Consider the following 23,838-nt stretch of genomic DNA (forward strand, 5'->3'; position numbering starts at 1 on the left):
GCGGGCGGGAGGCCGCCGCCCCCCGCCGCCCGAATGACGCACGCCTCACGCAAAGGCGCGGACCATTGGCGGATGGGCGCCGCCCGCCGGCGGGCCGATCCGCTGCCCCGCGCCACGCAAGATGCGGACCATGCGCGGTTTGGCGCGAAAGGCGGCAGGCGGGCGGCGCCAGGCGCGTATCGAATCGGGACGGCCGGGTCATCGCAGTCTGGTAGCGAGACACCAGCAGCCGGGGAAGCGCCCGGCGACCGCCGTCGCCGCCGCGTCTCGCCCGGCGGCGTCGGCGAACAGCGCGAAGCAGCTCGCGCCGGAGCCGGACATCCGCGCCAGCACCACGCCCGGCTGCGCGCCAAGCCAAGCGAGCAGCGGCGCGATGGCGGGGACGAGCGCGGTCGCCGGCGCGGTCAGGTCGTTGCGTGCGGCCCCCAGCGCCGCAAGCGTCGCCGGGGCGGTGAGCGGGCCGCGATCGACGCCGTCCCAGCCGGCGAACACCGGCGCGGTGGCAAGCGGCACACCGGGATTGACCAGAAGCAGCGGCTGCCCCGACAGCCCCGGCAACGCCACCGGCGCCAGCCGGTCCCCGCGCTCGCTGCCATGGGCGGGTGTGCTGGCGAGGCAGGCGGACACGTCGGCGCCGAGCCGGCGGGCGATCGCGCCGATTTCCGGCGCGTCCGGCGCGATCCGCCAGCGGCGGGCGAGCAGCCGCAGCGCCGCCGCCGCATCGGCCGAGCCGCCACCCAGCCCGGCGGCGACCGGCAGCCGCTTGTCTAGTTGGAGGGCAACGCCATCGGCAACCGCAAAGGCGGCGCGCAGCTCGCTCGCCGCGCGGTGGACGAGGTTCGCCGGCCCGGCGTCCAGCCCGGCGGCGAACCGGCCGGATACGCTCAGGCGGACGCCGTTCCCATCCTCGGCGGTCAGCCGGTCGCCGTCCTCGGCGAAGGCGAACAGCGTCTCGATCGCATGATAGCCGTCCGGCCGCCGCGCGCGGACGTGCAGCGCCAGGTTGATCTTCGCGAAGGCGGTTTCCATCACCGCCGCGCTTGGACGAGGTCCAGCCCGCGCTCCAGCTTGTCGGCCAGACGGTCATGCTCGGCGGCCTCCGCCGTCGCCATCGCCGCCCGCCAGGCGTAGCGCGCCTCGAACCGGCGGCCGGCCTTCCAATAGGCGTCGCCGAGATGCTCGTTGATCGTCGCATCGGCCGGCTGGCCGGCGACGGCGCGTTCCAGCGCCTGGATGGCGCGCGGGTAATCGCCGCCCAGATAATAGGCATAGCCGAGCGAATCGGCGATCGCCGGGTCATCCGGCTTCAGCGCGGCGGCCCGCTTGACCAGCAGGGTAGCGTTGGCGATGTCCTGCTTCTTCTCCAGCTTCGAATAGCCGAGATAGTTGAGCGCATGCGCTTCCTGCGGGGCGAGCGCCACCGCCTTTTCGAGCATCGGCAGCGCCCGCTTCCAGTCGCCGGCGCGGTCGAGCGCCCCGCCGTAGAGCAGGTAGAGGCTCCAGCGCAGCGCCTGCGTGCGCCCATCGGCTTCGGCCAGCGTCACCGCGCGGCCATAGGCTTCCGCCGCTTCGCCATGCCGGTCGAGCCGGGTGTAGATGTCGCCGAGGCGGGCGAAATCGGCCAGTGTTGCCTCCGGCCGCCCGGCCAGCGCCAGCGCCTCGTCCAGCGCCGCAGCCTTGTCGTCCGCCTGCATCAGCAGGCCGACGCGGATCTGCTCGCGCGCCGCCGCGAACACGCCGTCCGGGTTGGCGCGTTCGACCAGCATCAACGCCGCCGCGTCGTCGATGCCGGGCCAGTCGTCGTCGCCGGCCGCCAGCATCCGCCCGACGAGCAGCAGCGTTGCGTCGTCATCGGGGGCGAGCGCCAGCGCCAGCCAGCCGATGGCGATCGCCCCCGGCGACGGCGCGCGCGCGCCGATGTCGGCGGCAAGCCGGCCAAGCAGCCAGGCGGTGCCGCCGCGCGCGTCGGTGACGGGCGGCACCGGCGCCTTGCCGGCGGCAAGCATTTCGCGTGCCTTGACCAGCCCGGGCGCATCCCCTTCCAGCAAGGTCAGCGCCGCGTCCCTGCGCCCCTGTGCCGCCAGCGTCGCGGCGGCGGTCAGGCGCAGCTCGCCGGCATGGGCGGTGCCGGTGGCCGCGAGCGCCCGCGCCTCCAGCCGGGCATCCTCGTAGCGGCCCAGCGCGAGCTGGAGCAGGATGCGCTGGGCCGGTCGGTAGGCGCCGCCGAGCGCGCTGGCCGGCGCGGCATCGAGGATGGCGACCGGGTCGCCGCGCCTGGCGCCGAACGCGACCCAGGCGCGCAGCATCGGCACCAGGAAATCGAAATTGCCGTCGCTGGCGACGCGGTCGGTGATCCGTTCCGCCGCCGCCCAGTCCTTCGTCCGCACCGCCGCGACGAACAGCAGCAGCCGCCCGTCGGCCGGCAGCACCCCGGCCCGGTCGAGCGGGGCGGCGGCGCGCAGCGCCAGCGTGATGTCGCCGGTGGTCATCGCCTGCCGATAGGCGCGGCTGGCGAGGACGACATCGTCCGGCCGCTGATCGAGCAGCTCCGCATAGCTGCGGTTGGCGATCTCCGTCGCGCCGGTCGAATCCGCCAGCCGGGCGTGGACATAGGCGCCGATCGCCGCCCGGTCGTTCCCGACGGTCGCCGCGGCGGGCGCGACCAATGCCGCCGCCAGCAGGAGCAGGGCGCGCTTACATGTTCGGATAATTCGGCCCTCCGCCGCCTTCGGGCACCACCCAGTTGATGTTCTGGGTGGGGTCCTTGATGTCGCACGTCTTGCAGTGGACGCAGTTCTGCGCGTTGATCTGGAAGCGGGGATTACCCTCGTCCTGCCCCACCACCTCGTAAACGCCGGCCGGACAGTAGCGTTGCGCCGGCTCGTCATACAGCGGCAGGTTGTAGCTGATCGGGATGTCCGGGTCCTTCAGCGTCAGGTGGCAGGGCTGGTCCTCCTCGTGGTTGGTATTGGAGAGGAAGACCGAGGACAGCCTGTCGAAGCTGATCACGCCGTCCGGCTTGGGATAGGCGATCGGCTGACACTGGTCGGCGCGCCACAGCTTGGTGTGGTCCGGCGCGTGGCCCAGGGTGAAGGGCAGGCCGATGCCGAGCTGACGCATCCACATGTCGACGCCGGCAACCAGCGTGCCGATCGTCCCGCCCAGCTTGGCGACCGCCGGCTCGACGTTGCGGACCTTCTTCAGCTCGGTCGCGATCCAGCTGGCGTTCAGCGCCTCCGGATAGCTGTCGAGCGCATCGCCGGCACGATCGGCGGCGATCGCGTCAAACGCCGCCTCCGCGGCGAGCATCCCGCTTTTCATCGCGGTATGGCTGCCCTTGATCCGGGGGACGTTGACGAAGCCGGCCGAGCAGCCGACCAGCGCGCCGCCGGGGAACACCAGCTTCGGCACCGATTGCCAGCCGCCCTCGTTGATCGCGCGCGCGCCGTAGGAGACGCGGCGCCCGCCTTCCAGGATCGCGCGGATCGCCGGGTGGGTCTTCCACCGCTGGAATTCGTGGAACGGCGACAGATGCGGGTTCTTGTAGTTGAGCGCGACGACGAAGCCGAGCGCGACCTGGCCATTCGCCTGATGATAGAGGAAGCCGCCGCCCCAGGCGTCGTCGAGCGGCCAGCCCTGGGTGTGGATGACCCGGCCCGGCTTGTGTTTCGCCGGGTCGATGTCCCACAATTCCTTGAGGCCGATGCCGTAGACCTGCGGCTGCGCGTCCGCGTCCAGCGCGAAAAGCTGCTTTAGCTGCTTGGTCAGGTGGCCGCGCGCGCCCTCGGCGAAGAAGGTGTATTTGGCGTGGAGCTCCAGCCCCGGCTGGTAATCCGGCTTGTGGGTGCCGTCGCGGGCAACACCCATGTCGCCGGTCGCGACACCCTTCACCGAACCGTCGTCGTGGAACAGGATCTCGGCGGCGGCGAAGCCGGGGAAGATCTCCACCCCTAGCCCTTCCGCCTTTTCCGCCAGCCAGCGGCACAGGTTGCCGAGCGAGCCGGTGTAGGTGCCCTTGTTGTTCATGAACGGCGGCATGAAGATGTGGGGAAATTCGTATTTCCGCCCCGCCGTCAGCACCCAGTGGTGATTCTCGCTCACCGGCGTCTGCGCGAACGGGCAATCGTCGCGCCAGTCGGGCAGCAATTCGTCCAGCGCGCGCGGGTCGACGACCGCGCCGGACAGGATATGCGCGCCGATCTCCGACCCTTTTTCGAGGACGCAGACCGACAGCTCCGCGCCGTTTTCGGCGGCGAGCTGCTTCAGCCGGATCGCCGCCGCCAGCCCCGCCGGGCCGCCGCCGACGATCACCACGTCATAGGGCATCGACTCCCGTTCGCTCATCGCTCCTACCCCTCATTCCGCGTTCGTCGCAGCGGACAACCGTCCCGTCCCCGCTCCCGTGCCAAGAGATTGACCCTGGCGTCAACCTTCCCCCCTATGCGCGGCGATGCTGATGCCCGCGATCACCGCCGAGGAAAGGACAAGCCTGCTGGCGTGGTGGCGCGAGGCGGGGGTCGACACGCTGGTTGGGGAAACACCCTTTGCGTGGTTGGCCCCGCCGGAACGAACAAGCGAAAACAAGGGGAACGGAGAGGATGCCGCTGCGGCGCGGGCCCCGACACCGTTGCCGGGCAGCATCGCCGCGCTCGACGCCTGGCTTGCCGGCGGCGACGACGTGCCGGGCGCCGCCTGGGGGACGACGCGGATCGCCGCCGCCGGCGACCCGGCCGCCGCGCTGATGATCGTCACCGGCCAACCGGAACCGGGCGACGCCGGCGAAGGCCGGCTGTTCGGCGGTGCGCTTGGGCAGTTGTTCGACCGGATGCTGGCGGCAATCGGCCAGACCCGCGAATCGGTCTATCTGGCACCGATCGCGCCGGTGCGGGCGCCGGGCGGCACCGTCGCGCCGGAGGTGATGGAGCGGCTGGGCGCGATCATGCGCCACCGCATCGCGCTGGCCGGGCCGAAACGGGTGCTGGTGCTGGGCAATGCGGCCAGCCGTGCGCTGCTCGGGACGGAGCTGCGCGCGGCGCGCGGTTCGATACGCGCGCTTAAGCATGGCGCGGGCACGGTCGAGGCGGTTGCCAGCTTCCCCCCGCGTATGCTGTTGGAGCATCCGGCGGCGAAGGCCGAGGCATGGAAGGACCTGCTGTTGGTGTCGAGGAAGGGGGCGTGATGCGGATTTTCGCGGTCGTGGCGCTGCTCGGTTGCGCGGGCGCGGCGCCGGCGCTTGCCGTCGCCGTGCCGACCCCGCCGGTCCCCGCCCACAAACAGGCGCCGACGGTGCTGAACACCGCCGAAAAGACCGCCTATCGGGCGATCTTCGCCGCGCTCGACGCCCGCCGCTGGGCCGACGCGCAGGCGCAACTGGCGGCGATGCCGGCAGGCCTGCTCCACCAGACCGCACTGGCCGAACTCTATACCCGTGCCGGGACGCCGCGCGTCGCGCTGGAGCCGCTGCTCGCCTGGCTTACGCAATCGCCTGACCTGCCGAAGGCGGGGCAGATCGCCGCCCTCGCCGCCAAGCGCGGGGCGACCGACCTACCTGTGATCCCGACCGAGCAGCGCCTGCAATGGCTGGGCAGCGCCCCGCTGCGCGGCCGCGCCGCGACGATCAAGGTCGATCCGGTCGGCGTCGCGCTGTCGGCGCAGGTGCTGCCGCTGATCAAGGCCGACGACCCGGCCGGCGCCGAGGCGCTGGTTGAAACCGCCGCCGGGCTGACCCCGGAAGCGCAGACCGAATGGCGCCAGCGCGTCGCATGGTCCTATTACCTGACCGGCAACGACGCCGACGCCCGCCGCGTCGCCGCCAAGGCGCAGGCCGGGATCGGCGAATGGGCGGTGCATGCCGACTGGATCGCCGGGCTCGCCGCCTGGCGCCAGCAGGATTACGCCGCCGCCGCCCGCGCCTTCGATTCGGTCGGGCGGCGCGGCGAGGACGAGGAGATGAAGGCGGCCGGCCAGTACTGGGCGGCGCGCGCCGACATGGCGGAAGGGCGGCCGGAACTGGTGCAGGGACGGCTGCGCACCGCCGCCCGCAGCCCGGAGACCTTCTACGGCCTGCTCGCCCAGCAGGCGCTGGGCATCACCGCCAAGCCGGGCCAGCAGCCGGAACTGCTCGCCGCCGACTGGGACCGGCTGTCGGCCCACACCAACGTCCGCATCGCCGCCGCGCTGGTCGAGATCGGCCAGACCGAGCTGGCGGCGGACGCGCTGCGCCATCAGGCGAAGATCGGCGACGGGCGCGAGCACGAGATGCTGACGCGGCTCGCCGGGCGGATGAACATGCCGGCGCTGCAGATCTGGCTGGCGCATAACGGCCCGGCCGGCACCCGGCTGGCGGCAAGCGCGCGCTACCCGGCGCCGGACTGGACGCCGGCCGGCGGCTGGCGGGTCGACCGGGCGCTGATCTTCGCCCACACCCTGCAGGAATCGCGCTTCCGCACCGACGCGGTCAGCCCGGCTGGCGCCTACGGCCTGATGCAGTTGATGCCGACCACCGCGCAACTGATCGCCAGGCGCAAGGGCGAGACCGTCGACCGCGCCGCCCTCACCAACCCGGCGACCAACATCGAGTTCGGCCAGGCCTATCTGGAGCAACTGCGCGACGGCAGCGCGACCGGCGGGCTGCTGCCCAAGGTGATCGCCGCCTATAACTGCGGGCCGTTGCCGGTCGGCGAATGGAACGGGCGCGGCTTCGACAAGGGCGACCCGCTGCTTTACATCGAGAGCATCCCCTATTGGGAAACGCGCGGCTATGTCGCGGTCGTCATGCGCAATTACTGGATGTACCAGCAGAACGCCGGCGACCCGTCGCCCAGCCGCAAGGCGCTGGCCGAGGGGTTGTGGCCGCGCTTCCCCGGCCTGCCCGGCGCGTCGGCGGTGCGGATCAGCGCCGGGCCGACCGAGACGGCGCTGCTCAGCGCGCAGTAACCGGGGCGGGCGCCCCGTCGCGCTTGTCGATGAACGTCGCCAGGTCGGCGCTCATCACCGCCCACCAGTCCAGCGCGTCGGCGAAATTGGCCTGGGTCATCCGGCCGATGGTGGTGACGTCCATCGTCGCGCCCAGATCGCCTTCCTTGTCGATATAGGCCTTCAGGAAGCGCTTGCCGGCGTTCCATTCGTTGACCATGTCGAGGGTGAAGCCCGGTTCCTTGCGGTACCAGCTGTAGAATTGCAGCGAGGAACAGCCGCTGTCCGGCCGGCAACCGTAGAATTCGATGATGAACGGCGCGCCGTTAGCGGCGCTGACGATATAGGGATCGCCCTTCTCGTTATGCTTCAGCTCCGCCTTGTAGCCGGCGTCGCGCACCGCGTTCGCCACCACTTCCGCCCGCGACACGTCGATCGGCCGCTCCCGATCCGCCCGCGTCTGCGCCTGCGCCGCCGCGCCACCCGGCACCGCCACCATAACTGCGATTGCGATCAGCGCTGCCCGCATAACCCTCCCCGTTTACATCCGGGGCCAGCATAACCCCATGCTCCGCGGGGACAACGCCCCTAAGCGGCCGAAGGCTGCATCGCCGCCAGTTCATGCCCGTCCGGATCGCGAAAATGGAACCGCCTGCCGCCCGGAAAGGCGAAGATGGCGCGGGTCACCACGCCGCCGGCGGACCTCACCGCCGCCAGCGTCGCGTCGAGGTCATCGACCTGGACGACGGGCAGCACCGCCGCCGTGCGCTCCGTCGCGTCGCCCTGAACACCGACATCGGTGTCGCCGCTGGTCGTCGCCGCGTAGCTTGGCCCGAAATCGGCGAACGTCCAGCCGAACGCCGCCGCATAGAATGCCTTCGCCGCCGCCACGTCCGTGCTCGGCAATTCCAGATAGTTGAAACGCGCCATCCCGATCCCTCCGTCGTTCTTTATATGTTCTATAGCCTCTAACAGGCGGGTCAATGCCCCCTTCCCCGGCACGCCCCGCCGGACGGGGGCGCCGCTTCTCCGGATTCAAGCCGGTCGCGGCACCCAGGGCATCACATTGACATATGGTCATTATTATCGCCCAAGAAGCAGGGATATAAAAAATTCATTCTTGCATGTTTTTTATCTTCCAAAAAATGATAATGTATGCTCCTTTGTTGAGGCGGCCCGACAGGCCGTGCAGCGGGATCAGCGATTCGCTCGCCAGACGCGGACGCGCCCGAGGACGGAGGATGCTATGGAACAGGTGCTCCTGGGCGCGACACGCGCCCTGGGAACGGTGACTCTCGCCTTCTTGACCACGACCAGCACAGTCGCGGTCGCCCAAGCAACCGCAACGGAAAACGCAGACCCGCTTCCGCCCGAAAGAGCGGCGCAGGCCAGCGGCCTGGAAGACATCGTCGTGACGGCGCGGCGCGTCGCGGAATCGCTGCAGGACACGCCGGTTGCGGTAACGGCCTTCTCCTCGGCATCGATCGAGCGCAAGTTCGCGACCGATATTCGCGCCCTGGCCGGCGATATTCCCAACGTCGTCATCACCAACGTCCCGGGCTTCAACGCCGCATCGATCGGCATACGCGGCCAGTCGACCGGCGACATCATCCTGACATTCGAACCGGCTGTCGGCGTCGTGGTCGACGACTTCGTGCTGGCGCATGTCCAGACGCAACTGTTCGATCTGTTCGACATCGATCGGATCGAGGTATTGCGCGGCCCCCAGGGCACCCTGTTCGGCAAGAACACCGTCGGCGGCGTCGTCAACGTCATCACCAAGCGGCCGGAGCGCGACTTCGGGGCGGAACTGCGCGTCGGCTATTCCAGCTTCAACACCAAGGACGTGAAGGCGGCCATCAATGTCCCGCTGACCGACAACCTGTTTTTCCGCGTCGCCGGCTCGTTCCAGGAAAGCGACGGCTATTACCGCCTGACCAAGACCAATACCGTCGACCCGATACCGATGGACGTGCCGGCGGTCGGCCAGCGCTGGGGCGGCACCCGCTATTTCAGCGGCCGCGCCAAGCTGCTGTGGGAGCCGGGGCCCGATACCAACCTGCTGCTGACCTATGAGTTGCTGCGCGACCGGGGCGATTCCCCACCGAGCGTCAACGAATCGCCTGTCGGGTTCCTGTTCGACACCGTCGGCTTCCCCGGGATTCAGACCACCGGGGAGAGCCCTTTCCATACCGGGACAACCCTGTGCCGCGGAAGCGCCACCGCGCCGACATGCCCCGGCACCTTGACCGGTCACCGCATCGACGTCGACGGCTTCTATCTGCGCGGCGAGCATAGCTGGACGGATGTCGGCACGCTCTCCGTCGTCAGCGGCTATCGTCGGGTGAAGTCCGCGCTGCCGTCCGACTATACCGGCGAAAGCGCCTATCTGTTCGTGTCGACCCGCGAGGACGTGCGCGAGCAATACTCCCTTGAAGCCCGTTTCTCGTCGGATTTCTCGGATCGCATCAAGTTCACCGCCGGCGCGATGTATTGGGGCCAGACCATGGACGCCAACGCGACGTCTTTCCTGGGCTTCCTGCGTTTCCTCGGCGACCCGACGGCGCTCACCGACCCCAACCAGTCGACCGCCGACTACAAGGTCGACAGCTACGCCGCGTTCGGGGAAGCGGAATACAAACTGGCCGATCCGCTCGCGGTGTTCGTCGGCGCGCGCTATACCAGCGAGAAGAAGAGCTTCTCGGTCCGCCCGCAGGTGCGCAGATCGATCATCCAGACCGGCTTCTGGCCGGAATATTCGGACAGCGCCAGCTTTTCCAAACCCACCGTCCGCGTCGGCTACCGCTGGGAAATCGCCGACGGCGTGAATAATTATTTCACCTACAGCCAGGGCTACAAGTCCGGCGGCTACAACGAACAGGCGATGTCGGCGACATCGGCCCTGCCGTTCAAGGAAGAGACCGCCGACAGTTTCGAACTGGGTTTCAAGACCGAGACGGCGGATCGGCGCCTGCGGTTCAATGCCGCTGCCTTCTACGTTCGCTACGGCGACCTGCAACGCGATGCGGTCGTGCCGTTCGTCGACCCGATCACCGGCCTTCCCGGGCAGGAGACGCGCACGACCAACGCCGGCAAGGCCGAAGTCTATGGCCTGGAGCTTGAGGCGAGCGCCGTGCCGGTCGACGGGCTGACGCTCGGCGCCTCGCTTGGCTACCAGAAAGCGAAATACCTGAAGTTCCTTACCGATATCGACGGCGACGGCGTCAACGACGATGCGTCCGGGCTGAAGCTGCGCAACGTCCCCAAATGGACGGCGAACCTGACCGCCAACTATGCCTTTCCGCCGGCAAGCTGGGGGCAGATCAGCTTGAACGCCGACCTGAACTACCAGTCGCAATATGAGTCGGTGACGCTGAACGCGCCTTATACGCAGGGGGACGCGCGCACCCTGGTCGGCGCCAGCCTGCAGTGGGCCGATCCCACGGAGAAATATCGCGTCTCGATCTTCACGCGCAACCTTCTGAACGAGGTGTATCGCGTGTCCGCCAACTCGGTGGCTGGCTTGTTCAATTTCACGAACTACGCCCCGCCCCGTTCATTCGGGGTGGAGCTGGCCGCGAAATTCTGAGCCGCCCGGATGGCCCGGCACCTCTTCTTCCCCCCGCCCGCCGCACCTCTCCGCGGCGCGGGCAAATTTGCCGGGCCATCCCTTTTTTGCGTGCCGTCAGCGCGCGAGGCGGTGCCGGCGCCCGATACCGTCCGGCACCAGGTCAAAGGCGAGGCTCATCCGCTCCGCCGCGCAGCCGAACGGCAGGGTGCAATGCCACAGGAAAGACGGAAACAGGATCATCCTGCCGGCACGCGGCTGAAAGACGGCGGGCGTTCCGCCACCACCGAGCTGATCGGGCAGCGGCCCGATCGCGAAGCAGCCTTCGCCCGACGCCGCCAACGGCGGCGGGAATTCGGGATAATAGACACCGGACAGCCAGTTCGGCGCATGAATATGCGGGGCGACGGCGCCGCCGGGGGCAAGGATCGTCCCCCACAGGGTCAGTGCCCAGTCGTCCGGCCGTGCCGCAATCCACGGATGGTCGGATCCCGTCACCCGATCGGCATGGGCGGCCAGTTGTTCGCGGGCGATGGCGGCCAGTGCGGCGATGGCGGGAGTCCGGTCGTCGGCCATGTCGTCTGTCTGGCGGCCGGCACGGGTGACCAGGCCCTCCGGCTCAAAGGTCAGCGACGGGTGCGCCGCGAGCTCGGCTATCAAACTCATGTTGAATTCGGCCATGTCGGCAAAGCCGGCGACAGCCGGGATGTCGACGACCGCGACGAAGCGGTCGAGCGCCATCAGCGCGTCGAGCGCCGCTCGATCGCCGAGCCGTTCGAGCGCCACGCATTTCAACGCCAGGGGCATCGTGCTGCTCGGCAATTCGGCGAGCAGGCGGTCGCACAGCGCCAACGCCTCGGCATAGGCGCCGGCCCGCAGCAGCGCCGTCGCCAGATTGACCCCGACCGGGTGGTTCAGCCCGTTGCTGTCGAGCGCCTGACGGTAAAGCGCGATCGCCTGGGCATCATCGCCGGCGCGAGCGCGAATCGCGGCGAGCTGGTTGGCGGCGCGCGGATGGCCGGGGATTGCCCGCAATACGTCGGCGGCGATCCGGGCGGCTTCGCTCTCCCGCCCCGACCGATCGAGCAGGTCGACACGGTTGAGAGCGGCCTCGACATAGCCGGAACGGATGGTCAGGGCCTGCCGATAGGCCGCGTCGGCGGCGTCGAGCCTGTTGGTTCGCGCCAGAGCGACACCCAGATTGTTCCAGCTTTCGGCATGACCAGGATCGGCGGCAACGGCCGCGCGCAGGGGCGCTTCCGCCTCGGCCGGCCGATCAGCGGCGATCAGGCAGGAACCGAGATTGGCAAGGGTGACGGCGGCACCGGGCCGCAACGCCAGAGCCTGTTCCAGTGCCGCGATAGCCTCGTCATAACGCCCGGCCTGCTTCAGCGCGACGGCATGGTTGCCAAGCCTGGCGGGGTTATCTGGTTCGACCGCTACCGCGCGGGCAAAGTGCCTGATCGCCTCGCGCAGGACACCGCTGCGCTGGGCGGCAATTCCGGCAACGGTCAGCACATCCGCATCGTCGGGCGCGTCGGCCAGCAGGCGGGCGACCAGCGGCAATGCCGCCGCCGGATCAGCCCCCTGCGCCAGCCGCGCCGCTTCTCGCAACTGTTCGCGCGGAACCAAGGGAGCTCCTTCCAATGAATAGCAACGCGAATGGGCCGATGACCGGGGTCGTCATGCTGGTGCGCGCCAAACCCGACCGGGCGCACGAATTCGCACGTCTGATCGCGAAGCTCCAGCAGGATGTTCGCGCCAACGAGCCGGATGCCCTGATCTGGCAGATCATGCGCGACCGCTCTGATCCCAACCTGTTCATCTTCACCGAGCTGTTCGCGACCGCGGCCGCGCACGCGGCCCATCCCGACATGCCTTACCACCGCGCGATGGCGGCCGCCGGCTGGGACTGCGTGGACGGCACGCCGGAAATCCATCTCTGCACCCCCCTTACCGACTCGGATATCGAAGGAGAAACGGCATGATCGGATCACTGGACGGGCGCGTCGCGCTGGTCACCGGCTGCACCGGCGGCATCGGCAACGTCATCGCCGCCAGCCTGGCGGAAGCCGGCGCGACGGTGGTCGGCGCCGATGTCGCCGCCAGCGCCCCCGATTTCACGGGCGCGATCGCGCGCAGCAGCTACCTGCAGCTCGACGTAACCGACGAACAGGCGTGGCAGGGCGCGATCGCCCGGATCGACGCCGATCACGGCCGGCTCGACATTCTCGTCCATGTCGCCGGCATCGTCGTCGTCGAGCGGCTGGCCAACACCAGCCTGGAACAGTGGCGGCGCCAGATGGCGGTCAATGTCGACGGCCCCTTCCTGGGCACCAAGGCGGCCGCCGACCTGATGGCCCGCACCGGCGCCGACCTGCCGCACGGCAGCGCGATCGTCATCATCTCGTCGGTCGCGGGTCTGATCGGGTCGCCGCTCCACACCGGCTATTGCGCGTCGAAGGGCGCGGTGCGGCTGTTCGCCAAGGCTTGCGCCATGGAATTTTCCGCGCTGAAGCAAAAGATCCGGGTCAACACCATCCACCCGTCCGGCGTGAAGACCGGCATGGTCGACCACATCATGCAGCGCTTCGTCGAAGAAGGATTCTTTCCCTCTGTCGAGGAAGCGCTGGCCGGCATGGCCCCCGCCCACCCGATCGGGCGGATGGCCGACCCGATCGACATCGCCAAGGCCGTGCGCTTCCTCGTCTCCGACGAGGCCGGCTACATGCACGGGTCGGAGCTTGTCGTCGACGGCGGATACACCGCGCAGTGAGCCGCTTCGCCGCCAAAGTCGCACTCGTCACCGGCGGCATATCCGGCATCGGCGCGGCGGTGAGCCGCCAGCTCCATGCCGAGGGCGCACGGGTGCTGGTGCTGTCCAACGCCCCGCAGGCGGAACTGGACGAGGCGGCGGCCGGCGGCACGATCGCGGCCGCGCGCCAGGTGGACATCGCCGACGCCGACGCCGTGGCGCGCGCGGTCGCGGCGATGACGGCGCAGACCGGCCCGATCGACATCCTCGTCAACAACGCCGCAATCTGGGCGCCCAATCCGGTACCGGAAAGCCCGCTGTCGCTGTTCGACCGGCATATCGACGTCAACCTGAAAGGCAGCTTTTACGTCACCCATGCCGTGCTTCCGGCGATGCTGGCGAAACGGGCGGGCTCGATCATCTTCATCGGCTCTGTTTCCGGGATCGCCGGGCGCGCGGGCGACAGCGCCTATTCCGCGTCCAAGGCGGGCGTGGCGATGCTGGCGCGGACGCTGGCGGCGGAGCTGGGGGCAAAGGGAATCCGCATCAACTGCGTCTGCCCCGGATCGGTCGCCACCCCGTTGACCGCCGGCCTGCGTACCCCGGAAGGCGAGCAGGCCATCGCCGCGCTGATGAAGGATCATCCCTCGCCGCGCGGCGCCTTCTTCATGGACCCCGCCCAGATGGCGGAGGTCGTCTGCTTCCTCGCCGATCCGCGATCCAGCGCCATCCACGGCGCGGTGGTGATCGCCGACGAGGGCCTGACCGCAACAATGTGACGAGGAGAATTGCGATGACCGCCAAGCATCATCCCGGCAAGACCGGCGACCTGATCGTCAACATCGCCGACGCCCGCCCGCATCAGCTCGGCGAAGGCACGACCATTCGCCTGCTGCGCTACAGCGAGGAAAGCGGCGACTGGGTGCTGTGGGTGGCGATGCAGCCCGGCGCGACCTTCGCCCCCCACTGGCACCTGGGCTACGGCCAGTATTTCGTCACGAAGGGCGAGTTGATCTACGATGTCGGCTCCGCCCCGGCGGGGACGTACGGGTATGAGCCGATCGGGTCGCGCCATACCGAGGCGCGCTGCGAGCAGGTTACCGAATATCTGTTCATGGGCCACGGCGCCGTCGCCTTCACCGACGAGGATGGCGGGGTGCGCTTCATCCTGAACCACGAGTTCCTGCGCGACCTGGATCAAGGGGTCGACCAGCCCGACATCTCCAACGCCAGCACAGCCGGCGAAGCGGCGCGGGAGTATGCCTGACATGACCAATCCCCGCATCGACAGGCTGCGCGGCATGCTGGCCGCCGAGGCGCTGGACGCGGTGGTGCTGAGCCACCCGCACGACGTGCGCTACGCAACCGGCTATCACTCCATTCTCGAACGCTGGACGCAGATGGAGCCGTTCGCCGCCGCGATCGTCTTCGCGGACCCGGCCCGACCGGCGATCCTGGTCATTCCGGAAGCCAATATCGGCATCGTCGCGGTGCTGAACCGCGACGCCCGGCGCTGCACGTTCGACGAGATCCGTACCTTCGACATGCTGAACTTCTGCGAGGTCAGTCGCTATGTCGACCCGGATTTCAAGGGCGGCCGGCTGGCCGAGGACGCGATGGCGGTCGCCGGCGCGATCCGCGGCGCCTGCCAACCCGACATCGCCGCCGCGATCGGTGCCGCGCTGGCCGACCACGGCATGGCGGGCAAGGCGATCGGCTTCGACGAACACCGGGTATCCGCCGCGATCGCCGACAGGCTGCCGCACCGCTATCGCGACGTGCTCGACCTGATGATGCGGGTGCGGGTGGTCAAGACGACAGAGGAACGCGAACGCTATCGCGCGGTCGGGCGGATGGCCGACCGGGTCGTCGCCCATGCAGGATCGCTGCTCCAGGAAGGCGCCGACTGGAACGACGTGCAGGCCCGCATATGCGATTTCATGGTCCGCAACGGCGTGACCCCGGTCGACGAGGGCGCGATGCTGTTCGGCGGATCCTACGACGGCGACGATTTCATTCCCGACCTGTTCCGCACCCGCGGCAACCGACCGCTGCGGCGCGGCGACATCGTCATCCTCGAAACCCAGGGGGTGCTGGACGGCTTCTGGATCGACATCAACCGCACCGCCGTGATCGGCAGGCCGTCGGCCGACTATCAGCGCCTGCACGACATCTTGCGCGACGCGTTCCTGAAGATGGTCGACCGGCTCCGCCCCGGCGTCTCGACCCACACGCTGCCGGCGATCGGCTACCAGCACCTGAAGGACAAGGGCGTGGCCGCGCCCGAGAAGCTGCTGGTCGTCGCCCACGGCATCGGCCTGATGCCGCTGGAGATCCCGCTTCCCTACCCCGCCGCCGGCCTGGCCGGCGTCAAGCAGGGGTTCGTGATGGAAGAGGACATGCTGATCAGCCTGGACAGCCTGTTCTTCGGCGCCCGGCTCGGCCCCTGCCACATGGAGAATGTCTACGCGATCACGGCCGGGCCGCCCGAGCCGATGTACGCCGCCCCGCTGGAGCTGATCGTCGCCGACGCGACCGCTCCCCACCCCGATGCCCCAGCCGCCTGAAAGGACGCCATGACCGACCAACAGAACGACCGCAGCCTCGAAAAATACCGCCGGATGCAGCGTATCCGGCAGTTCGAGGACCTGGCCGAAGCCATCCATGCCGCCGGAGAGATTCCCGGCGCGCTGCACACCTATGCCGGGCAGGAGGCATCCGGCGTCGGCGCCTGCATGGCGCTGGCGGACAGCGATTACATGGTCGGCACCCACCGCAGCCACGGCCACCCGATCGCCAAGGGCGCCAAGCTTCGCCCGCTGATGGCCGAACTGCTCGGCAAGGCGACGGGCGTCTGCAAGGGCAAGGGCGGATCCATGCACATGTCCGACTTTTCTGTCGGCAGCCTGGGCGAGACGAGCATCGTCGGGTCGGGCGTACCGGTCGCCGCAGGCGCCGCTCTCGGGTCGAAGCTGCTCGGCAACGGCCGGGTGGCGCTGTGTTTCTTCGGCGACGGTGCGACCAACGAAGGGGCGTTCCACGAAGGCATGAACCTGGCCGCGGTGTGGCGGCTCCCGACGGTTTTCGTCTGCGAGAACAACGGCTATGCCGTGTCGACCCCGGCGCATGCGACGGTGCCGGTCAAGGACATCGCCGAGCGCGCCAAGGCGTACAACATGCCGGCGATCATCGTCGACGGGCAAGATGTCGACGCGGTCGAGGCGGCGGTATCCGAAGCGGTCGAGCGCGCGCGCACCGGCGGCGGGCCGACGCTGGTCGAAACCAAGACCTATCGTTACGCCGACCACGCCGTGAACATGGGGCGGATTCTGCTCGATCGCGGGGCGGAAGTGGACGAGTGGCGCAAGCGCGACCCGCTGACCCTGCATCGTGCCGCCTTGCTGGCCGCGGGCGTCGCCGCAGCGACGCTCGACACAATCGAGCAGGAGGTGGCCGCAGAGGTTGCCGACGCGATCGAATTCGCGCGCAGCAGCCCCTACCCGACCCAGGAAGAAGCGTTCGACGACGTGTTCGTCGAGCGCCTGCCCATTCCCGATTTCATCAACGGCTGAACGGAGGACGTCATGGCCAAAGCCACATTTCTGGAGGCGATCCGCCAGGCCCAGATGGAGGAGATGCAGCGGGATCCGACCGTCTTCATCATGGGTGAGGACATCATATGCAACGTGTTCGGCACCACCACCGGCTTCGTCGACGCGTTCGGCATCGAACGGGTGCGCGACACCCCGATTTCCGAAAACGGCTTCATCGGCGCGGCGGCCGGCGCGGCGATGGTCGGCACCCGGCCGATCGTCGACGCGACGATCTCGTCCTTCCTTTATCCCGCGATGGACCAGATCGTCAGCATCATCGCCAAGTCGCGCTACATCTATGGCGGCCAGCCCCGGCTGCCGCTGGTGATCCGTAGTTGCCTTTTCTACGGCAACTCGAACGCGGCCCAGCATTCCGACCGCAACTATTCGATGTTCATGAACATTCCGGGCCTGAAGATCATCGTGCCGGCCACCGCCTACGACATGAAGGGCATGCTGAAGGCGGCGATCCGCGACGACGACCCGGTGCTGTGTTTCGAGGACTCGACCTGCTGGACCGCGAAGTCGGACCTGCCGGACGACCCCGATTTCCTGATCCCGCTCGGCCGGGGCGAGATCAAGCGCGAGGGCAGCGACCTGTCGATCATCGCGGTCGCCGGCGCGGTGCCGCTGGCACTGAAAGCAGCGGAGGCGCTGGCGGCGGAAGGGATCTCCGCCGAGGTCGTCGACCCGCGCAGCCTGGTCCCGCTCGACACCGCGCTGATCCTGAAATCGGTACGCAAGACCGGGCGCGCGATTACCGTCGATCCTGCCCACCAGACGTGCAGCGCCGGCAGCGAGATCGCCGCCCTGGTCGCCGAACGGGCATTCGATGCGCTGCGCGGTCCAGTGCTGCGCGTCGCAACCGCCGATACCCACCTGCCCTTCTCCCCGGCGATCGAGAAGGCGCTCTACCCCTCGCCGGAACGCATTGTCGCCGCCGCGCGCCGGCTGGTCGCGGCGCACGAACCGGCCATCGCCTGAACGGAGGATTCCATGGCCAACATCAAGGTGCTGCTGCCGCAATTCGGCATGGGCATGCAGGACGCCGACATCGTGCGCTGGCTGAAAGCGGTGGGCGACCCCGTCGAGGCCGGCGAGCCGCTGGTCGAGGTGGAGGCGGCGAAGACCAACGTCGAGGTGCCCGCGCCCGGCAGCGGCACGTTGAGCGAGATACTGGCGGCGGAGGGCGATACCGTCGCGGTGCGCAGCCATATCGCCACCATCGTCGCCTGACATGCGGCGCTGGGGCCACCGCCAGACGCTGCTGGCCCTGGCGCTGCTGCTGGTCATCGGCGGGGCGGTGGGATGGACGCTCACCCATCCGCCCCTCCCCCCGCTCGTCATCCCCACCGACACGCCGGCGGAAACGCGGTGGGATCAATGGGGCGCGACGGCAGGCGGTTCACGCTACACGGAAGCCGCGCAGATCACGCCAGGCAACGCCATGCATCTGGAAGTGGCGTGGCGCTATTCCACCGGCGAGCTTGGCCGGCGACCGGAATCCATGCTGGCCAACAGCAGCAGCGAGACAACGCCGATCCTTGCCGCCGGGGCACTGATAACCTGTACGCCGTTTGCGCGCGTGATTGCCCTCGATCCGGCGACAGGGCGGGAGAAGTGGGTGTTCGATTCGGACATCGACCCGACGCTGCGCATACCCGATCAATATGTCTGCCGCGGCGTGTCCCAGTGGCACGCCGCCGACCAGCCGCCCGGCACCGCCTGCGCGACGCGGCTGTTCCTCGCCACCGTCGATATGCGGCTGATCGCGCTCGACGCCGCAACCGGGCGGCCGTGCGCCGACTTCGGCACCAACGGCACCGTGCGGATCGATCCGGGACCAGTGCATCATCCTGGTGAGGTGAAGCTCGCCGGCCCGGCGGCGATCGTGCGGGACACCGTCGTCATCGGCACCATGGTGCTCGACAATGTCCGTGCGCAGGCGCCGCGCGGCATCGTCCGCGCTTTCGATGCCCGCACCGGCCGCGAGCGCTGGACCTTCGACCCGGTGCCGCGCGACGGGGGGCCGGATCGAGACTGGCACGGAGACAGCCGTCGCACCGCTGGGGCGGCCAATGTCTGGTCCGTGATCGCCGCCGACCCCGTGCTCGACATGGTCTACCTGCCGACATCGAGTGCGGCCCCGGACTATTATGGCGGGCTGCGCCCCGGCGACAATCGCCATGCCAACAGCGTCGTCGCCCTCGATGGCAGCACCGGCCGGCTGGTGTGGGCGCAGCAATTGGTCCACCACGACATCTGGGATTACGATACGCCGGCGCAGCCGACACTGGTCGACATCGACCGGGATGACACGCGCGTTCCGGCGCTGGTCCAGCCGACCAAGCAGGGCTTTCTGTTCGTGTTCGACCGCCGTGACGGGCGCCCGCTGTTCCCGATCGACGAAGTGCCGGTGCCGCAGGGCGGGGCGCCGGGCGAGTGGCTGTCGCCGACCCAGCCGCGCCCACGCCTGCCCAGGCCGATCGCCCCGCAGGCACTGAGCGCGGACGATGCCTGGGGCTTCACCCCGTGGGACCGGGCGAAATGCCGGGCGCTGATCGGCCGCTATCGCTCGGAGGGCCTATTCACGCCGATCTCGACCCAGGGCACCATCACCTATCCGGCCGCCTCCGGCGGCGCCAACTGGGGATCCGGCGCGGTCGATCCGCAACGGCAGATCTATTACATCAACACCAGCCGCGTCGCGTCGGTAATTACCCTGCGCAAGCGCGCGGCGGAGGCTGGCGGATCGGTCAAGCTCTCGGCCACCGAGGATGTCTCGCCGATGGCGGGTACGCCCTATGAGGTGAAGCGCGAGTGGCTGCTGTCGCCGCTGGGGGCGCCGTGCACGCCGCCGCCATGGGGCGGGCTCACCGCAATCGATCTGCGTACCGGCAAGACCTTGTGGGACGTGCCGCTCGGCACGATCAACGACCGCGCGCCGATACCGCTACCGTTCGACCTGACCTATGGCACCCCGAATATCGGCGGCCCCGTCGCGACACGCGGCGGCGTGCTGTTCATCGCCGCGTCGATGGACCGTTACCTGCGGGCCTTCGACATGCACAACGGCCGCGAGTTATGGCGGGACCGACTGCCCGGCGGCAGCCAGACGACGCCAATGACCTACACGACCGGGGGCCGCCAGTACGTCGTGATCGCGACCGGCCAGCATCTGTGGTTCCAGACGCCGCGCGCCGACCAGATCATCGCCTACGCCTTGCCGATGAAATGATCGCCGGCATCGCGCTCAGTCCGGTTGGTCGAGGCGGCGGCACCGATCGGGCTCATCCCCAGAGCGCGGTGCTTTTCGGTCAGCAAGGCGACATAGCGGGCGTGCTCGTCGCCGCGCAGCGTCACTATCGCGCTTTTCAGGAAATTGGCGTGCAGTTCCAGCCGGCAGGCGGCGCTGTCGGCCCGACCGGTCGCCCAGCGATGATAGATGACGAACTCGGTTGCCACATGCTCCTGCGCAATGCGTTCCAGGTCCAGTTCGGAACGGCAGTTGCCGGCTAGAATCTCCTCGTCCATCCAGTTGCGAAAGCGATTATAGGCGACGGATCCCAATTCCCGGTTGGCCGCCGGGCGTTGCTCCGCCGAGAAGAAGAAGTCGATGACGGTGCACGCATAGAGCGCGTCGCGCTCCATTTCCGACACCATCCAGTCCAGCTCCTCAAAAACGACATCGATCGTGTACGTCTTCGCGCGGCTGGCGATATGCGCGCGAACCTCGCGCAATCGCTCGGCTACCGTGGCGAAGATCACGCCTTCCTTGTCGCCGAACAGGCGATAGAGAGTCCTGGGTGCGACATCCGCCTGGCGGCTCAGCCGTTCGATGGTCAACGCATGAACGCCGCCTTCGCCAAGGATGTGATGCGCGCGCTCGATGATCCTCTGGCGCCTTTCGGTCATCCCGGCGCTGCTGTATTTGCGGCGCGCTGGTTTGACCGCACTCCCACTGCCGACTGTTTCCACCATGTCGGTGCGTTATACGCCGGCGCCCCGGAAATATACCGCCATCGTCGCCTTATGACCAATATCGCGGGCGGCGCCCAACCGAAGCGCGCATCGGCCCAAAGTCCGCATTGCATAAATGTTCACTATATGTTCTTATTTCGCCATGCTCCGGAGCAAAAGTCGCGGCGCGACCAGCAACCAGACCAGTGTTCGTTTCAACCTGCCTGAACGACAGGCGGATGGCGACTGGCTGGATGCCCGCGATACGATCGATGGAGAACCGGGCAAGCTCCGCACAACCGTTACGGTGGAACATCCCAAAACCATCATCAACCGTAACCGTTCTCCCGACATCCCGTTCGACCGCTCGATCAACCCCTATCGCGGCTGCGAGCATGGTTGCATCTATTGTTTCGCGCGGCCGAGCCATGCCTGGCACGACCTGTCGCCCGGCATCGATTTCGAAACGCGGCTGTTTGCCAAGCCGGATGCAGCGCGGCTGCTGCGCGCGGAGCTGGCGAAGCCGGGATACAAGCCGGCGCCGATCGCGATGGGAACCAACACCGACCCCTATCAGCCGATCGAGGCGACGTGGAAGATCACCCGCGCCATCGTCGCCCTGCTCGCCGAGACGCGCCACCCGCTCAGCATCACCACCAAGTCGGACCGGGTGGTGCGCGACATCGACCTGCTGGCGCGGATGGCGGAATATCAACTGGTTGGCGTCGCCCTGTCGGTCACCTCGCTCGACCCGCGCATCGCGATGACGCTGGAGCCGCGCGCGCCGCACCCGGAAAAGCGGCTGGCGGCGGTCAAGGCGCTCGCCGCCGCCGGGGTGCCCGCCTATGTGTCGATCGCGCCGGTCATCCCCGGCATCACCGACCATGAGCTTGAACATCTGGTCGCGCGGACGGCGGAGGCGGGCGCGCGCGGCGTGTCGTTTATTCCGGTGCGGCTGCCGTTCGAGGTGGCACCGCTGTTCCGCGCCTGGCTCGATACGCATTTTCCCGATCGTGCGGCGAAGGTGATGGCAACGATCCAGGCGATGCGCGGCGGCCGCGACAACGATCCGCGCTTCTTCGACCGGATGCGCGGGCACGGACCCTATGCCGACCTGCTGCGCACCCGCTTTCACATCGCCGCGCGCAAGCACGGCCTGAACCGCGAGCGGATCGTGCTGCGCAACGACCTGTTCCGGCCGCCGGAAGGGGCGCAGCTGCGGCTGCTGTAAGGCCCCCCAGTGCTCCTGCGAAAGCAGGAGCCCATGGGCGCCCGTGAGCGTTTCGTGGTCAGGCTATATTCTGGGCTCCTGCTTTCGCAGGAGCACGGCTCTCCCCGGCACTCCCGCACTGCGGATTGCCGCGCCCCCGCGGGGGGCTCGCAATGACGGCTCCGTTCGGCGGACCGGATCAGGCGACCTTTAGCTGGTAATCCTTATACTGGGCGCGCAGCGCGGTCTTCAGCAGCTTGCCGGTCGCGGTATGGGGCAGCTCATCGACGAAGGCGATCTCGTCGGGCAGCCACCATTTGGCGACCCGACCGGCGAGGAAGGCGATAATCTCCGCCTCCGTCACCGTCGCGCCGGGCTTGCGGACGACAAGCAACAGCGGCCGTTCGTCCCATTTCGGGTGGTAGACGCCGATCGCCGCCGCCTCGGCCACGCCGGGGCAGTCGACCGCGGCATTCTCCAGATCGACCGAGCTGATCCATTCGCCGCCGGACTTGATCACGTCCTTCGACCGGTCGGTGATCTGCATCGTCCCGTTCGGGTGGAGCACCGCGACGTCGCCGGTGTCGAACCAGCCGTCGGCGTCGATCGCCGGGCCGGTCTCGTCGCGAAAATAGCGCTCGATCACCCAGGGCCCGCGCACCTGCAGGCGACCGGAACTGGCGCCGTCGCGCGGCTGGACCACGCCGTCGTCGTCGACGACGCGCAGCTCGACGCCGAACGGCACCCGACCCTGGCGCACAACCTGGTTCACCCGCGCCTCGAAATCCAGGTCGTCCCAGTCATGGCTGGGCGCGCCGCAGGTGCCGATCGGCGAGGTTTCCGTCATCCCCCAGGCATGGCCGACGCGGATGCCCATCTTCATCAGCCGCTCGATCATCATCCGTGGCGCCGCCGAGCCGCCGATCGTCACCAGTTGCAGGTGCTGCGGCACCTCCCCCGTCTCGTCGATATGCTTGAACATCGCCAGCCACACCGTCGGCACCCCGGCGGAATGGGTGACCTTTTCCCGGTTCATCAGCAGGCACAGCACCTTGGGATCGTTGACCGCCGAACAGACCAGCTTCACCCCGGCCATCGGCGCCGCGAACGGCAGGCCCCAGGCGGCGGCGTGGAACATCGGCACGATCGGCAGCGCCACCGCACGCGGCGACAGATCGAACACCGCCGGCGACATCTCGGTCATCGCGTGGAGCACGGTCGAGCGGTGGTTATAGAGTACCCCTTTCGGGTTGCCGGTGGTGCCCGACGTGTAGCAGAGCATGCATGGCTCGCGCTCCGGCCCCTCGACCCAGGCGTAATCGCCGTCCTCCGCCGCGATCAGGCTTTCGAAGCCGTCGGTGCCGGCCGGCGGGTCGAAGCAGATGAAATGCTCGATCGTGGTGAGTTGCGGCCGCAGTCGGTCGACCAGCGGCTGGAAAGCACGATCGTAGAACAGCGCCCGGTCGCCGGCATGGTTGGCGATATAGACGATCTGCTCGTCGAACAGGCGCGGGTTGATCGTGTGGATCACGCCACCCATGCCGATCGCGCCGTACCAGGCGACGATGTGACGGCCATGGTTCATCGCCAGCGTCGCGATCCGGTCGCCCGGCTTCATCCCCAGCCGCTCCAGCGCCTGCGCCAGCCGCCGCGCGTCGCGGTGGATGCCAGCCCAGTCGGTGTGGGTTTCCTGCCCGTCGGCCCAGTAGGTGACGACTTCCCGCTCGCCATGCTCGCGCGCGGCATGGTCGATGATCCGCGGCACACGCAGTTCGAATTCCTGCATTCCGCCCAGCATGCTCTCCTCCATCTTATCCGCGCATGGTCAGGCCTGGGC

At 68.6% G+C, this 23,838-nt stretch carries 22 protein-coding genes; 14 read left to right on the plus strand and 8 right to left on the minus strand.

The window, feature by feature from the left end; genetic code table 11:
* Positions 1-198: 198 nt before the first annotated feature.
* Genes E4A53_RS06260 through E4A53_RS06270 form a run of 3 tightly spaced genes read right to left on the minus strand, consistent with a single transcriptional unit; the run spans position 199 to position 4,344 of the window.
* Positions 199-1,029: a 4-(cytidine 5'-diphospho)-2-C-methyl-D-erythritol kinase gene (locus tag E4A53_RS06260; RefSeq protein WP_136162234.1), complete on the minus strand. Its 831-nt coding sequence runs from the start codon at positions 1,027-1,029 to the stop codon at positions 199-201.
* A complete protein-coding gene (locus E4A53_RS06265; RefSeq protein ID WP_136162235.1) occupies positions 1,029-2,666 on the minus strand; it encodes a tetratricopeptide repeat protein in 1,638 nt (545 codons plus the stop codon). Before E4A53_RS06265 ends, E4A53_RS06260 begins: the two co-directional genes overlap by 1 nt.
* A 28-nt stretch (positions 2,667-2,694) precedes the next feature.
* Positions 2,695-4,344: an electron transfer flavoprotein-ubiquinone oxidoreductase gene (locus tag E4A53_RS06270; protein ID WP_136162236.1), complete on the minus strand. Its 1,650-nt coding sequence runs from the start codon at positions 4,342-4,344 to the stop codon at positions 2,695-2,697.
* A gap of 106 nt (positions 4,345-4,450) precedes the next feature.
* On the opposite strand from E4A53_RS06270, the gene E4A53_RS06275 reads away from it, so the two are divergent.
* Both E4A53_RS06275 and E4A53_RS06280 read left to right on the plus strand, forming a co-directional pair.
* Positions 4,451-5,179 (plus strand): uracil-DNA glycosylase family protein, encoded by a 729-nt coding sequence (locus E4A53_RS06275; protein WP_239018159.1) that lies wholly within the window; start codon positions 4,451-4,453, stop codon positions 5,177-5,179.
* Positions 5,179-6,936: a lytic transglycosylase domain-containing protein gene (locus E4A53_RS06280; RefSeq protein ID WP_136162237.1), complete on the plus strand. Its 1,758-nt coding sequence runs from the start codon at positions 5,179-5,181 to the stop codon at positions 6,934-6,936. Before E4A53_RS06275 ends, E4A53_RS06280 begins: the two co-directional genes overlap by 1 nt.
* Here E4A53_RS06280 and E4A53_RS06285 read toward each other — a convergent pair.
* Positions 6,923-7,444, minus strand: a complete 522-nt coding sequence (locus E4A53_RS06285) for a YbjN domain-containing protein (RefSeq protein WP_136162238.1) — start codon at positions 7,442-7,444, stop codon at positions 6,923-6,925. The genes E4A53_RS06280 and E4A53_RS06285 overlap by 14 nt on opposite strands.
* Before the next feature lie 59 nt (positions 7,445-7,503).
* Entirely contained in the window at positions 7,504-7,845 is a 342-nt protein-coding gene (locus E4A53_RS06290) for a VOC family protein (RefSeq protein ID WP_136162239.1), read from the minus strand.
* Positions 7,846-8,161: 316 nt separating this feature from the next.
* On the opposite strand from E4A53_RS06290, the gene E4A53_RS06295 reads away from it, so the two are divergent.
* Entirely contained in the window at positions 8,162-10,504 is a 2,343-nt protein-coding gene (locus E4A53_RS06295) for a TonB-dependent receptor (RefSeq protein WP_136162240.1), read from the plus strand.
* Between the two features lie 96 nt (positions 10,505-10,600).
* Here E4A53_RS06295 and E4A53_RS06300 read toward each other — a convergent pair whose 3' ends face one another.
* Positions 10,601-12,115, minus strand: coding sequence for a tetratricopeptide repeat protein (locus tag E4A53_RS06300; RefSeq protein WP_136162241.1), 1,515 nt, complete (start codon positions 12,113-12,115; stop codon positions 10,601-10,603).
* Between the two features lie 14 nt (positions 12,116-12,129).
* Here E4A53_RS06300 and E4A53_RS06305 point away from each other — a divergent pair, with 14 nt between their 5' ends.
* Genes E4A53_RS06305 through E4A53_RS06345 form a run of 9 tightly spaced genes read left to right on the plus strand, consistent with a single transcriptional unit; the run spans position 12,130 to position 20,069 of the window.
* Positions 12,130-12,471 carry a putative quinol monooxygenase gene (locus E4A53_RS06305; protein ID WP_239018160.1) on the plus strand — a complete coding sequence of 114 codons (342 nt, stop codon included), beginning with the start codon at positions 12,130-12,132 and terminating at the stop codon, positions 12,469-12,471.
* On the plus strand, positions 12,468-13,259 hold the full coding sequence (locus tag E4A53_RS06310; protein WP_136162242.1) for an SDR family NAD(P)-dependent oxidoreductase: 792 nt from the start codon (positions 12,468-12,470) through the stop codon (positions 13,257-13,259). Before E4A53_RS06305 ends, E4A53_RS06310 begins: the two co-directional genes overlap by 4 nt.
* The gene (locus tag E4A53_RS06315) at positions 13,256-14,017 is read left to right on the plus strand and encodes an SDR family NAD(P)-dependent oxidoreductase (RefSeq protein ID WP_136162243.1); all 762 of its coding nucleotides are present in this window, start codon (positions 13,256-13,258) and stop codon (positions 14,015-14,017) included. Before E4A53_RS06310 ends, E4A53_RS06315 begins: the two co-directional genes overlap by 4 nt.
* A 14-nt stretch (positions 14,018-14,031) precedes the next feature.
* Positions 14,032-14,505, plus strand: a complete 474-nt coding sequence (locus E4A53_RS06320; protein ID WP_136162244.1) for a cupin domain-containing protein — start codon at positions 14,032-14,034, stop codon at positions 14,503-14,505.
* A 1-nt stretch (position 14,506) separates the two neighbouring features.
* Entirely contained in the window at positions 14,507-15,805 is a 1,299-nt protein-coding gene (locus tag E4A53_RS06325; protein WP_136162245.1) for a M24 family metallopeptidase, read from the plus strand.
* Positions 15,806-15,814: 9 nt separating this feature from the next.
* Positions 15,815-16,810: a thiamine pyrophosphate-dependent dehydrogenase E1 component subunit alpha gene (locus E4A53_RS06330; protein ID WP_136162246.1), complete on the plus strand. Its 996-nt coding sequence runs from the start codon at positions 15,815-15,817 to the stop codon at positions 16,808-16,810.
* Positions 16,811-16,822: 12 nt separating this feature from the next.
* Positions 16,823-17,815, plus strand: a complete 993-nt coding sequence (locus E4A53_RS06335; protein WP_136162247.1) for an alpha-ketoacid dehydrogenase subunit beta — start codon at positions 16,823-16,825, stop codon at positions 17,813-17,815.
* Positions 17,816-17,827: 12 nt separating this feature from the next.
* Positions 17,828-18,067 (plus strand): lipoyl domain-containing protein, encoded by a 240-nt coding sequence (locus tag E4A53_RS06340; RefSeq protein WP_136162248.1) that lies wholly within the window; start codon positions 17,828-17,830, stop codon positions 18,065-18,067.
* 1 nt (position 18,068) lies between these two features.
* Positions 18,069-20,069 (plus strand): pyrroloquinoline quinone-dependent dehydrogenase, encoded by a 2,001-nt coding sequence (locus E4A53_RS06345; protein ID WP_136162249.1) that lies wholly within the window; start codon positions 18,069-18,071, stop codon positions 20,067-20,069.
* On the opposite strand, the gene E4A53_RS06350 is transcribed toward E4A53_RS06345, so the two are convergent.
* The gene (locus tag E4A53_RS06350; RefSeq protein WP_239018161.1) at positions 20,048-20,677 is read right to left on the minus strand and encodes a TetR/AcrR family transcriptional regulator; all 630 of its coding nucleotides are present in this window, start codon (positions 20,675-20,677) and stop codon (positions 20,048-20,050) included. The two genes, E4A53_RS06345 and E4A53_RS06350, sit on opposite strands and share 22 nt — an antisense overlap.
* Positions 20,678-20,680: 3 nt before the next feature.
* Between E4A53_RS06350 and E4A53_RS14870 the strand changes: the two genes are divergently transcribed.
* Both E4A53_RS14870 and E4A53_RS06355 read left to right on the plus strand, forming a co-directional pair.
* Complete coding sequence (locus E4A53_RS14870; RefSeq protein WP_239018162.1) at positions 20,681-21,019, plus strand: hypothetical protein; 339 nt, start codon at positions 20,681-20,683, stop codon at positions 21,017-21,019.
* Positions 20,955-22,022 carry a PA0069 family radical SAM protein gene (locus E4A53_RS06355; RefSeq protein ID WP_136162251.1) on the plus strand — a complete coding sequence of 356 codons (1,068 nt, stop codon included), beginning with the start codon at positions 20,955-20,957 and terminating at the stop codon, positions 22,020-22,022. The genes E4A53_RS14870 and E4A53_RS06355 overlap by 65 nt, the downstream gene beginning before the upstream one ends.
* A 178-nt stretch (positions 22,023-22,200) precedes the next feature.
* On the opposite strand, the gene E4A53_RS06360 is transcribed toward E4A53_RS06355, so the two are convergent.
* Entirely contained in the window at positions 22,201-23,799 is a 1,599-nt protein-coding gene (locus E4A53_RS06360) for a long-chain fatty acid--CoA ligase (protein ID WP_206366258.1), read from the minus strand.
* Between the last annotated feature and the right edge of the window lie 39 nt (positions 23,800-23,838).

The sequence above is a fragment of the Sphingomonas flavalba genome, assembly GCF_004796535.1.
In the GTDB taxonomy this organism is placed as follows: domain Bacteria; phylum Pseudomonadota; class Alphaproteobacteria; order Sphingomonadales; family Sphingomonadaceae; genus Sphingomonas_L; species Sphingomonas_L flavalba.